The 15,897-nt window shown below is 51.6% G+C and carries 9 protein-coding genes; all 9 read left to right on the forward strand.

Annotated elements, in window-relative coordinates:
* Window positions 1–20 precede the first annotated feature (20 nt).
* The 9 genes from QEZ41_RS03965 (at window position 21) to QEZ41_RS04005 (ending at window position 15,873) form a co-directional block, all read left to right on the forward strand.
* Window positions 21–488, forward strand: coding sequence for a hypothetical protein (locus QEZ41_RS03965; RefSeq protein ID WP_289410085.1), 468 nt, complete (start codon window positions 21–23; stop codon window positions 486–488).
* The gene (locus tag QEZ41_RS03970) at window positions 421–1,401 is read left to right on the forward strand and encodes a Fic family protein (RefSeq protein WP_289410086.1); all 981 of its coding nucleotides are present in this window, start codon (window positions 421–423) and stop codon (window positions 1,399–1,401) included. The genes QEZ41_RS03965 and QEZ41_RS03970 overlap by 68 nt, the downstream gene beginning before the upstream one ends.
* Window positions 1,402–1,438: 37 nt before the next feature.
* Window positions 1,439–1,897, forward strand: coding sequence for a virulence RhuM family protein (locus QEZ41_RS03975; RefSeq protein WP_289410087.1), 459 nt, complete (start codon window positions 1,439–1,441; stop codon window positions 1,895–1,897).
* Window positions 1,872–2,066: a hypothetical protein gene (locus QEZ41_RS03980; protein ID WP_289410088.1), complete on the forward strand. Its 195-nt coding sequence runs from the start codon at window positions 1,872–1,874 to the stop codon at window positions 2,064–2,066. The genes QEZ41_RS03975 and QEZ41_RS03980 overlap by 26 nt, the downstream gene beginning before the upstream one ends.
* Window position 2,067: 1 nt before the next feature.
* Window positions 2,068–5,340, forward strand: coding sequence for a DEAD/DEAH box helicase family protein (locus tag QEZ41_RS03985; RefSeq protein ID WP_289410089.1), 3,273 nt, complete (start codon window positions 2,068–2,070; stop codon window positions 5,338–5,340).
* 376 nt (window positions 5,341–5,716) lie between these two features.
* Window positions 5,717–7,417 carry a ShlB/FhaC/HecB family hemolysin secretion/activation protein gene (locus QEZ41_RS03990; RefSeq protein WP_289410090.1) on the forward strand — a complete coding sequence of 567 codons (1,701 nt, stop codon included), beginning with the start codon at window positions 5,717–5,719 and terminating at the stop codon, window positions 7,415–7,417.
* 12 nt (window positions 7,418–7,429) lie between these two features.
* Window positions 7,430–14,386 (forward strand): hemagglutinin repeat-containing protein, encoded by a 6,957-nt coding sequence (locus tag QEZ41_RS03995; protein WP_289410091.1) that lies wholly within the window; start codon window positions 7,430–7,432, stop codon window positions 14,384–14,386.
* Window positions 14,386–14,754, forward strand: coding sequence for a hypothetical protein (locus QEZ41_RS04000; protein ID WP_289410092.1), 369 nt, complete (start codon window positions 14,386–14,388; stop codon window positions 14,752–14,754). The genes QEZ41_RS03995 and QEZ41_RS04000 overlap by 1 nt, the downstream gene beginning before the upstream one ends.
* A gap of 81 nt (window positions 14,755–14,835) precedes the next feature.
* Window positions 14,836–15,873, forward strand: a complete 1,038-nt coding sequence (locus QEZ41_RS04005) for a hypothetical protein (protein WP_289410093.1) — start codon at window positions 14,836–14,838, stop codon at window positions 15,871–15,873.
* The last annotated feature ends 24 nt before the right edge of the window (window positions 15,874–15,897 follow it).

The raw sequence follows: 15,897 nt of genomic DNA on the forward strand, positions 1-15,897 counted from the left end.
GGGGCTAAAGGACAAATAACATGGCTAAAAAACCCACTAAAAAACAGCTCGCCTTTCGCAATAAGCTGGTATTAAACCAGTGGCTAATTAGCCTGTTTGGTATTGACCCTTTGGCCGAGCACAAACTGCAGGGCAAAACGATTCGCCCGTTTCATAAGCTGGCTGAGCCTATCCGTAATCCAAGCTTAGAAGGCTTGGACAAGGATAATTTGCATCATTTTTTCCATCACCTCGCTAACAGTCCGTTGTTCAGTCATGCAGGTGTGCAGCTGAATGACTTACAAATCAGCCGTGATCAGCTTATGGCCTATGAGCAAAATATTGTGCGCCATACGCAAGCGATTAATGAAAAACGTCATCGGCCGATTGTGTGGAAGTATTACCAGTGGCTTAGTCTGCTGTTTACTGAAGGAGCAAATGATGGGCAGTTATCAACCGCCTTTAACCCTTACCCCAAAAATCTTGAATCTGGTTGCCGCCATCAGTGAGCAACTGGGGCGTTATGACGAGCGTGAAAATAAAGCTCAAGCGCTACGCTTAAGACGCGCCAATCAAATCCGTACTATTCAAGGAACGTTGGCGATTGAGGGTAATAGCTTAAGTGTAGAGCAAATTACCGCCGTGCTTGAGGGCAAGCCGGTGATTGCCCCGCCACGTGAGGTGCAAGAAGTTAAAAATGCTTTGGCGGTATATGAGCGCTTTGCACAGTTTAATGCACTCAAAGAAGAAGATTTATTACACGCGCATCAACTGCTCATGCTTGGCCTTATGGATGAGGCGGGCCAGTATCGTAGTAGTGGCGTGGGCGTGATGAGTGGTCAAGAAGTGGTTCATATGGCGCCACCTGCCAAGCAGGTTCCTCGTTTAATGCGGGACTTATTCGCTTGGTTAAATAATACGGAGCACCATGCCCTGATTGCCAGCGCGGTTTTTCATTATGAGTTTGAGTTTATTCATCCTTTTGCGGACGGTAATGGCCGTATGGGCAGGCTGTGGCAAAGTATCATTTTGGCAAACTGGAACCCTGTTTTTGCCAATTTGCCTGTTGAATCACTGGTTTATCAGCATCAACAGGCGTATTACCAGGCCATTGCACAAAGTACAGCGCAAACCGATTGCGCCGCTTTTGTTGAGTTTATGCTGGAAACCATCGCCAATACCTTTACCCAACTTATTAACAAAGATAGGTTGGGTAAAGAGTTGGGTAAAGAGCTAAGCGATAGCCAGCAGGCCATTCTTAGCTTGGTTATGCTTGATCATAAAGTCACCATAAAAGAGCTGGCAGCGCAGTTAGGAATAAGCACAACCGCCGTTGAAAATAACATTAAAAAGTTAAGGGAATTAGCCTTGTTAGAGCGCAAAGGCGGTCGTAAAGACGGTTTTTGGCAGATTAACAACTAGAACCAGGCAAGTGGCTGAGCTTAAGCAGGATAACAAGATGGATAACACAATCACCGAAACGCCAGATCCGGCCAAAGGCCAGTTTTTAATTTACCAAGCCGAAGATGGTAAGTTGAAGCTTGATGTGCGCTTTGAAGATGAGTCGGTATGGCTATCGCAAAAGCTAATGGCCGAACTATTTCAAAAGGATGTACGCACCATTAACGAGCATATTCAGAATGTTTACGACGAAGGGGAGCTTGCATCTGAAGCAACTATCCGGAAATTCCGGATAGTTCAAACTGAAGGCAAACGCCAAGTTGCTCGCATGGTTGATTACTACAACCTCGATATGATTATTTCCGTTGGCTACCGTGTGAAAAGCCGTGTAGCCACACGCTTTCGTATTTGGGCAACCCAGCAGCTGTCTGAGTTTATCCGCAAGGGTTTTTTGCTGGATGACGAGCGCTTAAAAAACCCTGACCAGCCCTTTGATTATTTCGAAGAGCTGGAATGACCGTGATGTGTTAACCCATGCGGGTAAAATATCCCACGAGATGGCTAAGCAACATGCAGAGCTTGAATATGAAAAATTTCACCGTCTGCGTATTCAGCAAACAGACCAGCAGCCCAGCGATTTTGAGCAAGTAGTGAAACACCTGCAGCAAGAGTTAAAAGATAAATAACATGGCTAAAAAAACCACTAGAAAGTCTACTAAAAAGCAACTCGCCTTTCGTAATAAGCTGGTATTAAACCAGTGGCTGATAAGCCTGTTTGGTATTGACCCTTTGGCTGAACATAAGCTGCAGGGTAAAACGATTCGCCCGTTTCATAAGCTGGCTGAACCTATCCGTAATCCAAGTTTAGAAGGCTTAGACACGGATAATTTGCATCATTTTTTCCATCACCTCGCTAACAGTCCGTTGTTCAGTCATGCAGGCGTGCAGCTGAATGATTTACAAATCAGCCGTGATCAGCTTATGGCCTATGAGCAAAATATTGTGCGCCATACGCAAGCGATTAATGAAAAACGTCATCGGCCGATTGTGTGGAAGTATTACCAGTGGCTTAGTCTGCTGTTTACTGAAGTTTACTTAGACCGGTTTTTCAACGATAGCCATGTGTTGCTTGCTGCATTAAATGGCTTTGTCGAGCGCTTTAATCAGCACTGGCGTGATTACGCCGATGTACCAGCCTATGAGCTAGAAGACCTGAATAAAATCTGCTTGCAAAACTCAACGGGTAGCGGCAAAACCTTATTAATGCATGTCAACGTGCTGCAATACCGCCATTACGCCACGCAGTATGGCAAGGCGAATGCGCTGTCGCGAATTATTTTGTTAACCCCAAACTCAGATTTATCAAAGCAGCATAGAGATGAATTTCACGAAAGCGGAATTTCTGCTGGCGAATATTTAGCATCACGTGGTGGCTTGTTTGGTGCCGCTGCTGGTTTAGGCCATGTGGACACCTTAGAAATTACCAAGCTGGCTGACAAAGAAGGCCCAAACACTATTGCTACGCGCAGCTTAGGTGACCAAAACCTACTGCTCGTCGATGAAGGGCACCGTGGCTTAAGCAATAAAAATGAAACCGGCGTTTGGTTTCACCGCCGCGCCAGCCTGTGTGACAAAGGCTTTAGTTTTGAGTACTCGGCGACTTTTGATCAAGCCGTATCTGGAACCGGTCATGAAGATGATTACGCCAAAGCCGTGCTGTTTGACTATTCCTACCGCTGGTTTTACGAAGATGGTTTTGGCAAAGATTACCAAATTCTCAACTTGCCGCGGTCGTTCGAAGAAACCCGTGCGCTTTATATCACGGCCTGCTTGCTGAAGTTTTATCAGCAGCTGTGCATTTATGACGATAAAAAACATCAGCTCAGTGACTTCAATATAGAAAAGCCACTCTGGGTGTTCGTGGGTAGCACTGTTTCGTCTGGCAAGCTGGGCAAAGATGAGCAGCTGGTGGCGACAGACGTGGCGTTGATTATTCAGTTTATTGCTGAGTTTTTAGGTAACGAGTCGCAAGCTATAAGCCGTGTGCATGAGCTATTGACCGGTAAGGGCCAGGACACGGGCTTACTCGATGCCAACGGCAATGATATTTTTGATAGCGCATTTAATTATTTAGCAAAAAAAATCAATGCAGGTGAAAAGGTAGCAGAGCTATACCGTGATATTTTGCAGCGTGTATTTAACAACCAATCAGGTGGTCAACTCGTACTGGAGCGCGTTAAAGGCGATTCGGGTGAGATAGCCTTACGTATTGGTAACGCAGAAACACCCTTTGGTTTGATCAGTGTGGGGGATGCCAAAGGGTTGTGTGACCACATCAGTAGCTTTGCTAATCAGCAAGCTATTCCATTGGCTATAGCTGAGAGCGATTTTACCCATACCCTGTTTGCCAGTGTGAAAGAATCCAATTCGCCGGTGAATCTATTGATTGGTTCCAAGAAGTTTGTTGAGGGCTGGGACTGTTGGCGTGTGAGTACCCTGGGCTTAATGCATGTGGGCTCCAGCGAGGGCGCACAGATTATCCAGCTGTTTGGTCGCGGCGTACGCTTGAAAGGCTACCAGTGGAGTTTGAAGCGCTCGGGTCACTCTCAGGCAACTGTTCGACCTCCTTATATTGAAGAGCTGGAAACACTGAATGTGTTTGGTATCAAAGCTGACTTTATGGAGAAGTTCCGTCAGTTCTTAAGTGACGAGGGGTTGCCAGGGAATGAGCAGCGTAAGGTCATTCAGATCCGGTTAAATGTGACGCACGATTTTGGTAAGAAGCTAAAAATTCTGCGCCCTAAGCGTAAGGATGACGACGGCAAAGAATACGACTTTAAAACCGATGCCCGTATCCCAAGTCTGCATAGTGTTCCTGATTACCTGACAAAAAACCGGGTGGTGGCTGATTGGTATCCCCGTATCGGTGCCATTGCCTCACGTGATGCTAGCGATGCCGTGACCAAAGAAACGGTTAAGTTAGGTGCTCAGCACTTGGCATTTTTAGATTACGATCAATTGTATTTTGAGCTGGAGCGTTTTAAAAATGAGCGTAGCTGGTACAACCTCAATATCAGCAAAGAGGGCATTAAAGCACTGTTAAGGGACTCCAGCTGGTACCAGCTGTACTTGCCTAAAGCACGGCTTAACCCAAACAGTTACGCCGGTATTTTATTGTTGCAGCAAGTGGCCACTGAGCTGCTAAAGCGTTTTGCCGACCATTATTACAATTACGCTAAGCGTGATTATATGGAGCCGCGTTTAGAGTTGCGGGAACTTACGCAAGCCGATGAAAACATCCCACAGGAAGAGTTTTATCAGCTGATTGTCGATGGCAGTGAAGAGCAAGTTATCCAAGCGATTGAGCAAGTTAAAGCGGAGATAGCACTGGGGAAAGCTGATCTGTTGCAAGTAGGTGATATTAACGCGCTGAACCTCAAACAGCATTTATTCCAACCTTTACTGCACCTGCGTAAAGGCAGCAAAATTGCTATCCAGCCAGTGGCTCTTAATGAAAGCGAGTTTCAGTTTGTTGAGGATTTGAAAGACTGGTGTGACCAGCACCAAGAACGTAACGAACAAGAAGGTGTAGAGCTGTTTTTACTGCGTAACCGCAGTCGTGGCAAAGGGGTAGGCTTTTTTGAAGCAGGGGGATTTTACCCGGATTTTATTTTGTGGATGCTCAAAGACAACAAGCAATACGTGACCTTTATCGAGCCGCATGGTTTGCTGCATGAAGGCCCAGGCAGCGAAAAAGTTATGTTCCACCAAAAAATCAAAGCGGTAGAGAAACGCTTAGCTGATCCTGGTGTTGTTTTGAACAGCTTTATTCTGTCTTGGACTGAGTATGCTCAGCTCGACTGGGGCGCGCAACAAGCAGAGCTAGAAGCCAAACACGTGCTGTTTATGACCAACGATAGAGAGCAGTATTTGGACAAGATGTTTGAGAGGATAGGCTAGGTTGCTGGCTGGGGTAGTGTTGTGCTGCGCACGCTGTTCTTGCTTGCCTTTGCAGTGCAGTCCTGGTCGGTCGAAGTAGGCCAGGATGCTCTGGCGTATTTTTTCAGCGTTTTACCAAAGCTTTTACCTCGGTGACTGCTTTGGGCAAGTGGTTGTCCGTGTAGGTCATGCTTAGGTTGACACACAGGGGGGGTTGTTCAGCGTCTCCTTCAGTTTGTTTATGAGTAAAGTGTGATCTATGCACATGGCTTAACATTGCAGCTCATTTAGAATCCACCCCAGTCTGTTTATCACGCCTTGGTATTTTTCTAGGGATTGTCTGTTAAAACCAGCGGATCTATGTAGCAGTACTGCTGTATTTGAGGAGAGGGACAGGATGTCCGTCAGTCTAAAAATATTACGCATTGCTGTTCTGGCAGGATGCAGTGTCGCTCTTTGCGGCTTGCAGGCAGCGCCCTTGCCGGGTGACCGTGATCTGGCCCGTGAGCGTCAGCAGCGACTGCTGCAGGAGCAACAGCAGCGGCTGGATGAACTGCAAAGCCTGCCCGGTGCTCTACCCGATGCAGGCGCAGTGACTGCATCCGCGGACGACCGTTGTATTGACATTCAGCAGGTGGCACTGGCGGGCGTTACCTTGCTCAAGCCGGCAGTGCAGGCCGTCTTGATCGCCCCTTACCAGAAGCAATGCCTGACAGTCGCGCAGATCAACCAGCTGCTGCAAGACATCACCCATGCCTATATTGAGCGCGGCTATGTAACGACTCGGGCTTATCTACCCGCCCAGGACTTGGGTGGCGGCCAGCTGCACATTCAGGTGATGGAAGGGCGTGTCGAAGCGTTGGATGGGGCGGGCGTGCTGCTTCCGCAAGAGCTGCGCATGGTACTGCCCCTGCACGTCGGAGAGGCTTTCAATATTCGCTCGCTGGAGCAGGCAGTGGATCAGCTGGGTCAGCTGCCGTCCCGGCAGGTGCAGTTTGATTTACAGCCCGGCGAGGAAGCCGGTGGCAGCCGGGTGGTGGCTCGCGGCGAGCGCAGCAAACCTTGGCGTGTGGGCTTGAGCCGCCATAACGATGGCCAGCGCAGCACCGGCGAGCAGCAATGGAGCAGCTGGCTGGCCTGGGACAGCCCGTTGGGGTTGGCCGACCAGTTAAATATCCGCGGCAGCAAGGATGCGGTCAGTGACCGTTACCGCCACTCGGCCAGCCATGGTCTGAGTTATCAGCTGCCCTATGGTTGGTGGACCTTCAATTACCACTATAACCACAGCTATTACCGTACCCGCACCGAAGGGCAGGGCTTTTCGTTTGTGCTCGATGGCGTCAGCACCACTCAGGCACTGACCGCCGAGCGGGTGATACACCGTGACAGCACCAGTAAAACGGCCGTGAATGTTGGTATCAGTCACATACGCGGCCGCAACTATCTGGACAACTATCTGCTGGATGTCTCCAGCCAGCGCCTGACTGAATATCAACTGGGCTTTAACCATGGCCGGCGCATTGGCAGCGCCTTTCTCAACCTGGATCTGGGTTGGCAACGGGGTAGCGGCGCACTGGATGCCCAGCGCAAGGGCAACCCCAAAGGCTGGCAGCCGGTGGCCCGCTATAACAAGTACACCCTGACCGCCAGCTACCTGCAACCCTTCCAGCTGGCCGGTGAGCGTTTCAGCGTTGACAGCCTGTTCAGCGCCCAGCGCAGCGAGGATGTGCTCTACAGCCCACAACGCTTCAGCCTGGGCGGTTTGTACTCCATCCGTGGCTACAAAGACCAGAGCCTGACCGGCGACAGCGGTTACTACTGGCGTAACCAACTGCGCTGGAGCCGCCCAGTCACCTGGCACTGGTTACAACCCCTGCTGCAGCAATACAGCCTGCTGGCGGCCTACGACCTGGGTGCCATTCGTGGTGATAAATATAACCACGAAAGCAGCGGACGCATGGCCAGCCATGCATTTGAATTCAGCGCACAGGGCGAACATTTGGCCCTGTCGCTCACCAGCGCCCACACCCTGTCCCGCCCGGACGCCCTTGAACGCAAGGAAAGACCGGTTTATTTCCGCATCGACGTGTTCTTTTAACAGGATAGTGAAATGAATACCCAAAGCCCCTTGTTTAAAACCATTGCCAAGCTACTGATTGCTGTGATGTGGGCGCAGCCCCTGCACAGCATCGCTGCTAACCTGAACGTGGATCATCAGGGCGGTGGCAACACTCACATTACCTCGGCCAATAACGGCGTTCCAGTGGTTAATATTGCCACCCCCAATAGCAAAGGACTATCGCATAACAAATTCACTGACTATAACGTAGGTCAGCAGGGGCTAATCCTTAACAACAGCACCGACAAGCTAACCAGCACTCAACTGGGCGGCATCATTTTTGGCAACAGCCAGCTGGGTGGCAAGGCCGCCAACACCATTCTGAATGAAGTCACTGGCGGCCAGCGCAGCCAGCTCAAGGGTTACACTGAAGTGGCGGGCAAACAGGCGCATGTGATTGTGGCTAACCCGCATGGCATTACCTGCGATGGCTGCGGCTTTATCAACACTCCGCATGCCACCCTGACCACCGGTCAGCCGATGCTGGAGCGAGGGCAACTCAAAGGCTATGACGTGAACGGCGGCGACATTGAAATTGCCGGTGCAGGGCTCAACGCCACCAATCTCAGCCGCTTTGACCTGATCACCCGCAGCGCAAAAATCAACGCCGAACTGCACGCCAACGAACTCAACATCATCACCGGCCGTAACCAGGTGGAGGCGGGCACGCTCAAAGCCACTGCCAAAACTGACACAGTCAATGATCAACCCTTGTTGGCCATCGACAGCTCGGCGCTGGGCGGCATGTATGCCGGTGCCATCCGGCTGGTTGGTACCGAAGCTGGCGTAGGCGTGAAACTGGCCGGCGACATGGCCGCCAGTGCCGGTGATATCCGGATTGATGCCAATGGCCAGCTGGTGATTGCACGGGCAGCAGCCGGACAGAACCTGCAGTTGACTGCAGAGAGTATTGAGCTTGAAAAGGATGCTTATGCCGGCAAGAAGGCACAAATTACAGCTCAAACACTGCGTGTGCAGGACAGTCTGGCAGCAGGCGAGCTGATCGAAATCGAGGCGACGCGCTTCGAGAACACAGGGGTTACAGAGGCCGGTATTCGAACAGATGGTACAGCCCAGTCCGCCGGGCAGGTGGTTGTAAAGGCAGAGCAGGTTGTCAACAGTGGCGAGCTGGCCAGTCATGGCACGCTCGAAATGGCTGTGCACAGCCTGGATAACAGGCAAGGCCATATCAGCAGCACGACTATGGGCAGCATCTACGCAGATGATATAAACAACCACCAGGCCCACATCGTATCGCAAGGTGATCTGAACATTGCAGCGCAGGAGCTGAATAACGGAGATGGAGTGCTGCTGGCAGAGCGCAAGCTCACCGTGCAGGCGAACGCTGTGACCAATGCTGAGGACGGGTTATTGGCCGCGGGTACGGACGCTGACATTCTACTGTCAGGCGGCTTAAATAATGCGGGCCGTATTCAGGCTGGACAAGACTTGAGCGTGCACAGCGGGTCGGGAGCGCTTGTCAACAGCGGAAGCCTGGGTGCCGGCGCAGACGTACAGCTGACCGCAGCGCAGATACGCAATGATGAAGGAGTGATTCTAAGCGGTGGTGATCTGCAACTGACCGGCGAGGAGATTATTAATCGACGTGGCGATATGTTTAGCCTCGGCAGGGTGCTGATTACAGGGCAAGAACAAAACGGAATAGGCGGCCGGTTCAGCAACCTGTCCGGAACGGTAGAATCTGTGGATGATCTGCAGATACAGGCTGCCCAGATTGAAAACGCACGTGAGGATTTCGCTACACGCACCTATAAATATTCAGCTCGGCTGGTGCATGTGGGTTGTACTGACTGTAGCGGTGATAAGGAAAACTCACTTTTTCGGCTGGATGAGATTGATCGTACAGAAGTCACTCGCAACAGTCCGCAAGCGATGCTCTTGTCGGGTGGCGATATGCGGCTGCAGGGCCGGCAGGTGGATAACCGCTACAGCCTGATGGCTGCAGCCGGTAACTTGCATATTGATACACAGCGGCTGAACAACCAGGGAGCACAAACCGGTGATGTGTCCCAGTCGAGAGTTCTGGTATCCCATCGTGTACGCTCAACATCCGGACAAGTGTCTGCGGCCAACACATTCAGTGCCCGTAATTGGCACGGTAGTTCTAGTTATAATCCAGGCAATATCGCTGGTGAATTGAACAGCTTTATTAACAGCCATATTTATGGTGAGTACAGTCGCGCTGAACCGGCTTTGAGTAATGTGGAGTACCACCATGCGACTCTGCAGGCTGCCGGTAGCATACACATTGATGCAGAAGAGCAGCTCAACAACAGCCTGATTCGGCCATCTTTTATTTATGTATCAGATGGGCGTCGCGACGATGGTGATATTACCACTTTGGTACCGCTCAACCCTCAGCAGATGACCGATCTTACGCAGCAGCCGGTCGGAATTCCTGAATTTGTATTGCCCCAGGGTAGCAATGGCTTGTTCAACATCAACCGTAACCCTGGGCATAACTACCTGATTGAAACCAACCCCGCTCTAACGCAAATGCGCCAGTTTCTCAGCAGTGATTATTTACTGGGCGAACTGGGTCTAAGCCCGGAAAACATGCAAAAGCGCTTGGGTGACGGCTTGTATGAGCAAAAACTCATGCGTGAAGCATGGGTCGCCCGCACGGGGCAGCGGTTTATCGCCGGTCTGGACAGCGACGAAGCCATGTTCCGTTACCTGATGGACAACGCCATTGCCAGCAAGGAAGCCCTCAACCTGTCGGTCGGTATCAGCCTCAGTGCCGAACAGGTGGCCGCCCTGACCCACGACATCGTCTGGATGGAAGAGCGCGAAGTCATGGGCGAACTGGTACTGGTGCCGGTACTGTACATGGCTCAAGCGGAAGGTCGTTTGGCCCCCAATGGTGCCTTGATTCAGGGCCAGGATCTGGCTCTGATCAGCGGTGGCGACCTGAGCAACCAGGGCACGCTACGCGCCACAAATAACCTCAGCGCCCAGGCGCAAACCATTCAAAATAGCGGCCTGATGCAGGCCGGCGAACGCCTGAGCCTGCTGGCTGAAGACAGCCTGTACAATCGCCAGGGCGGCATCTTGGCCGGGCGTGATGTAGACCTGACCGCCCGCACCGGCGACATCCTCAACGAGCGCAGCATCACCCGTCACGAAAGCGCTCTGGGCACCAGCCGCTGGGAAACCAGCTTCGCCGACAATGCCGCCCGCATCGAAGCGGCCAACAGCCTGAGCCTGAATGCCGGTCGTGACGTGCTCAACTTGGGTGGCGTACTGGCAAGCGGCGGCGATATGCAAATCACGGCTGGCCGTGATGTCAGCCTGTCCTCGGTGGAAGAACGTCACAGCATCAGCCGTGGTAGCCATTACCTCAACAGTCAGACGGCCCAACTCATCAGCGACACTGTCGCCGGTGGTAACTTGGACATTCAGGCAGGACGCGATCTGAGCGCCGTGGCCAGCCGCATCGAATCCGGACAAGACATGCAACTGGTGGCCGGCAACGACCTGACACTGGCCTCAGCAGCCAATGAAAGCCACCACTACAGCAAAAGTAAAAAGCGAACCAGCCAGCGTGACCTGATCCAGCAACAAGGTACAGAAGTTATTTCCGGCGGCAGTTTTGCTGCAGTCTCTGGTAATGATCTGACGCTGATTTCCAGCAACGTAACTGCCAGTAACGAAGCCTATCTGGTCGCCGGCGGCAAAGTGCAACTGCTGGCCGAACAGGATCTGGACTACAGCTTCTTCGAGAAAAAGAAAAAAGGCAGTTTTGGCCGCAAAAGCTACCGCATGAGTGAAAGTGACAACAGTGCCGCAGTCGTATCGTCCATCCAGGCTGGTAGCGATTTGCTTATCCATGGTGCTGAAGCCATTGTGACTCAGGGAGCAGAGCTTAAAGCGGGCCAGCACCTTGAATTGCAATCAGGCGGTGATATCCTGTTGCTGGCAGCGGAAAACAGCAGCAGTCAGGCCAGTGCCAAGTCGAAATCGGGGTTGTTGTCGAGCAAGGGAAAAACCAGTAGCCAAAGCCAGACACAGGTTGTTGGCACAACGGCCGATGCGGGTAGTATTCTGATTGCTGCTGGGCAGGACTTGCAGGTCAGTGCAGGCGACCTGCGAGCGCAGGGTGACATGGCGTTGCAGGCAGGACGTGACGTTGAACTGTCCAGCGCCATGCAATACAGCAGCCAAAGCCAGAGCAAGCACTCAAGCAAGCTTGGCTTCAGCCATCATGCCTTGTTGACGCACACGCAAAAACAGCAAGCCGCTGAACAGGGCAGCGGTACAGCGGTGGGCAGCTATCTCAGTGCTGACAACCTGTTAATTAACAGTGGGCGTGATACCGATATTCAGGGCAGCACCCTGATTAGCGAGCGTGATATGCGCGTAAGTGCTGGCCGTGATTTGCATATTGGCAGCGCGGAAAATACTTCATATAACACCACATCATCCAGCCGCAAGAAAACCGGCGAGGTCGGTAGCTGGTGGCAACCGGCCACAGGTCAGGTGAAACAAACAGTCAAAACACAAGGCGAAACGCTTCAGCAAAGCGGTAGTCAGCTGGCTTCATTGACCGGAAATATCAGTCTGCAAGCGGGTGAAACTTACCAACAAACCGCCAGTAATGTGCTGGCCCTTGAGGGTGATATTCATATTCAGGGCAAGCAGGTGAATATTGAGGCTGGCTATGATCAGCTCAGTCACTCAGAAACACGCAGCGCCAATCGCACTGCAGTCGGTGGCACCGTCAGTATTCCGGTAGTGAATGCCATTCAGGGCATGCAGCAGGTCAACAAAGCACGTGAACGCACTGATGACCCGCGTATGCAAGCACTGGCCGCAGCCACATTGGCCATGCAGGGCAAAGCCGCCTATGACAGCGCTCAGGCATTGTATAACGGCAATGTCGGCGGGATTAAAATCAGCCTTAACCTGAGCAATAACAACAGCAAAAGCCACAGCACACAGCAGGGGCAAAATGTATCCGCAAGCAGCGTGATAGCTGGAGGTGATATTCACGTTCAGGCCACCGGCGCACAGGATAGCGATCTGAATATCATTGGTAGTCGCCTGTCCGCCGAGCAGGACATCAAGCTGGCTGCTGATCGTCACATTCTCCTGCGTGCGGCAGAAAATACCGCCACACAAAGCAGTAAAGAAAGTGGCGGAGGCTGGAGTGTGGGCGTCGGGTTTGGCTTGGGTGGTTCGCAAAACGGCTTCACGCTGGAACTGGCGGCCAACCAGTTCCGTGGCACGTCAGATGGCAACGATAGTCTGTGGAGTAACACCCAAGTTGAAGCGGGTCGGGAGGTGCATCTGGAATCCGGTGCCGATACCCGCTTGCAGGGCGCAGTGGTCACGGGTGAACAGGTCACCGCAGAGGTTGGCGGCAATTTGTTGCTGGAAAGTTTACAGGATCGCAGCACCTACCAGTCCAAACAAAGCAGCTCCAGCGCTGGTGTCAGCCTGTGCATTCCACCGTTTTGTGCCGGTACCAGCACCGCCAGTGCCAGCCAAAGCAGCAGTAAAGCCCAGGGTGATTACGCCAGCGTCAACCAGCAAACCGGTATTCAGGCAGGCGACGGCGGTTTTCAGCTCAAGGTTAAAGGTCACACTGACCTGACCGGTGCCGTGATTGCCAGCAGTGAGCAGGCGGTACAGGACGGGCTTAACCGACTGGAAACCGGAACTTTGGTGGTGCGGGATATTGAGAATTACAGCAAATACAAAGCCAGTTCATCCGGACTGGTGGCCAGTGTTGGCTTTGGTATTGGTCAAGAAAATAAGGCAGCCGCCACAACGGATCAGGACAACAGCTATAGACCTGACCTGACGGGCTCGGCAGTCAGCAAGATTTCGGGCAGCGATAGCGGTGTAACTCGCTCTGGCATCAGTCAGGCTGACATCGTTATTACTGACTTGAAGGCACAGCAGGAACTGACAGGCCAGACGGCCACTGCCGTGTTGGACAAACTGAATGATGCAGTACGTTCCGGTGATGACTCGGGTGGCATTGATAAAAATTGGGACGGCAAACAACTTGAGCGGGTGGTACAGGCTAATGCGGAGATTATGACGGCCTTTAGCCAACAGGCGGGTCATGCAGTAAGCGCCTATGTCCAGAATAAACGGGAAGAGCTGCTGGAACAGAAACGCAATGCTGACAATATCGCAGCACAGGATGAGATTCAGGAGCAAATCAACGCGCTCAACACTCAGGAGCGGGTGATGAAAACAGTGATTGGCGCGCTAACCGGCCAACTGGATACTGCTGTTGCTCATGCGGTATTGCAAGAAGCGGCGGATCAGATGCGTCAGTACAGCATCGAAAGCTCCAGCCGCTTTGCCGGGGTGATTGTTGGCGAAGATGAGCACGGCAATCCGCTGGTACTGAGCAACATCTCCGGCGACAGCGCCGGTGTACGGGGTGATGGTATCAAGCTGGGCGGTGTACGGGTGGATCTGGATTTGATTTGCGGCAAGGACAATAGTCGTTGTGCAACGTTAGAAGATGCCAATGGGAATCAGGTTTTGGATAGTAAAGGCATCCCAGTGTTGAAGTTGGAAAATGGCATGGTTGTTTATGATCCGAAAAAAGCAGAAATGACTTTTGAAGAGTTCCAGGAAACCAAAGACGGCCAGAAGATGAGTGGCTTGACTGGAGGAGTGCAAGGGTTTGAAGGAACCATGGCAGGCAAACCCTATGCGCCAAACAGCTTCTGGGATTACATGGTGGAAAGCTTTGCGGGTACTCACGATACTATCGGTGGAGGTATTACTGGACTGTATGACGAGCAGGGTAATACCACTCGTGGACTTAGTGATGCACAAAGTACGATATACAACACATGGAGTGCCATAGCGATTCTTCCATCAGCACCTTTTGCTATGTCAGAGGCATTGCCATCTGAAGCTTGGCAGGTATTAGATATTTTATTGAAAGGATGGAGATAATGAGAGTTACAATGTTTTTTATTGGTCTGTTCGTCCTTTTGGCTGGTTGCTCGTATCCAGTAATACTTGTGGGGCCTAGGCCTAAAGACAGTCCCCTACGAATAGAATCTTGGGTAAAGGCAGATACCAGTGCTGAGCAGCGAGTTTTGGATTCTATTGATTGCAAGGGAAATGAAAAAGGCGATCCGGTTTTTAGCCAAATAAATATTCAGGAGGCTATGCAGCCAGAAGATAAAGATCAAAGGGCTGCAAGAGATAGAATGTATGATAACTGGGAAAGATGTATGTTAAACAAAGGTTATCGATACACAGGGCAGTGTTTTCCATCGGAGTTTTCACGATCAAGGCCAGCCTGTGGTGCGCCTTAAGTTAGCAGTTATAAAACTTTCGGCAGTGATAGCAGCGTCACTCGCTCTGGCAACAGTCAGGCTGACATCGTTATTACTGACTTGAAGGCACAGCAGGAACTGACAGGCCAGGCGGCCACTGCCGTGTTGGACAAACTGAATGATGCAGTACGTTCCGGTGATGACTCGGGTGGCATTGATAAAAATTGGGACGGCAAAAAACTTGAGCGGGTGGTGCAGGCTAATGCTGAGATTATGACGGCCTTTAGCCAACAGGCGGGTCATGCAGTAAGCGCCTATGTCCAGAATAAACGGGAAGAGCTGCTGGAACAGAAACGCAATGCTGACAATACCGCAGCACAGGATGAGATTCAGGGACAAATTAATGTTCTGAATACTCAAGAGCGGGTCATGAACGTCGTGATTGGCGCTCTGACCGGTCAACTGGATACCGCGGTTGCCCATGCTGTGTTGCAAGAAGCTGCGGATCAGATGCGCCAGTACAGCATCGAAAGCTCCAGCCGCTTTGCCGGGGTGATTGTTGGCGAAGATGAGCACGGCAATCCGCTGGTACTGAGCAACATCTCTGGTGACAGCGCCGGTGTACGGGGTGATGGTATCAAGCTGGGCGGTGTACGGGTGGATCTGGATTTGATTTGCGGTGCTTATAATCAGCGCTGTGCAACCTTGGAAGATACCAATGGAAATCAAATTTTAGACAGCAAAGGTATTCCCGTGTTGAAACTGGAAAATGGCATGGTGGTTTACGATACAGATAAAGCAGGTATGTCTTTTGAAAAATTCAGATTAACCAAAGACGGCCAGAAAATGAGTGGCCTGACCGGAGGTGTCCAAGGGTTTGAAGGCACTATGGCGGGCAAACCCTATGCGCCAAACAGCTTCTGGGATTATATGGTGGAAAGCTTTGCGGGTACTCACGATACTATCGGTGGAGGTATTACTGGACTGTATGACGAGCAGGGTAATACCACTCGTGGACTTAGTGATGCACAAAGTACGATATACAACACATGGAGTGCCATAGCGATTGCTCCGTCTGCACCTTTTGCCATGTCAGAGGCGCTGCCGTCTGAAGCATGGCAGGTGCTGGAGATTTTATTGAAAGGAGGGCGGCAATGAGGCGTGGAATACTGCTGGTTGGCC

The sequence above is a fragment of the Thiopseudomonas acetoxidans genome, from assembly GCF_030362935.1.
Lineage (GTDB): Bacteria > Pseudomonadota > Gammaproteobacteria > Pseudomonadales > Pseudomonadaceae > Thiopseudomonas > Thiopseudomonas acetoxidans.

Bases quoted from the DNA above. Each gene is read 5' to 3' on its own strand.
- QEZ41_RS03965 (WP_289410085.1), top strand. From the start codon at position 21: ATGGCTAAAAAACCCACTAAAAAACAGCTCGCCTTTCGCAATAAGCTG.
- QEZ41_RS03970 (WP_289410086.1), top strand. From the start codon at position 421: ATGGGCAGTTATCAACCGCCTTTAACCCTTACCCCAAAAATCTTGAAT.
- QEZ41_RS03975 (WP_289410087.1), top strand. From the start codon at position 1,439: ATGGATAACACAATCACCGAAACGCCAGATCCGGCCAAAGGCCAGTTT.
- QEZ41_RS03985 (WP_289410089.1), top strand. From the start codon at position 2,068: ATGGCTAAAAAAACCACTAGAAAGTCTACTAAAAAGCAACTCGCCTTT.
- QEZ41_RS03990 (WP_289410090.1), top strand. From the start codon at position 5,717: ATGTCCGTCAGTCTAAAAATATTACGCATTGCTGTTCTGGCAGGATGC.
- QEZ41_RS03995 (WP_289410091.1), top strand. From the start codon at position 7,430: ATGAATACCCAAAGCCCCTTGTTTAAAACCATTGCCAAGCTACTGATT.
- QEZ41_RS04000 (WP_289410092.1), top strand. From the start codon at position 14,386: ATGAGAGTTACAATGTTTTTTATTGGTCTGTTCGTCCTTTTGGCTGGT.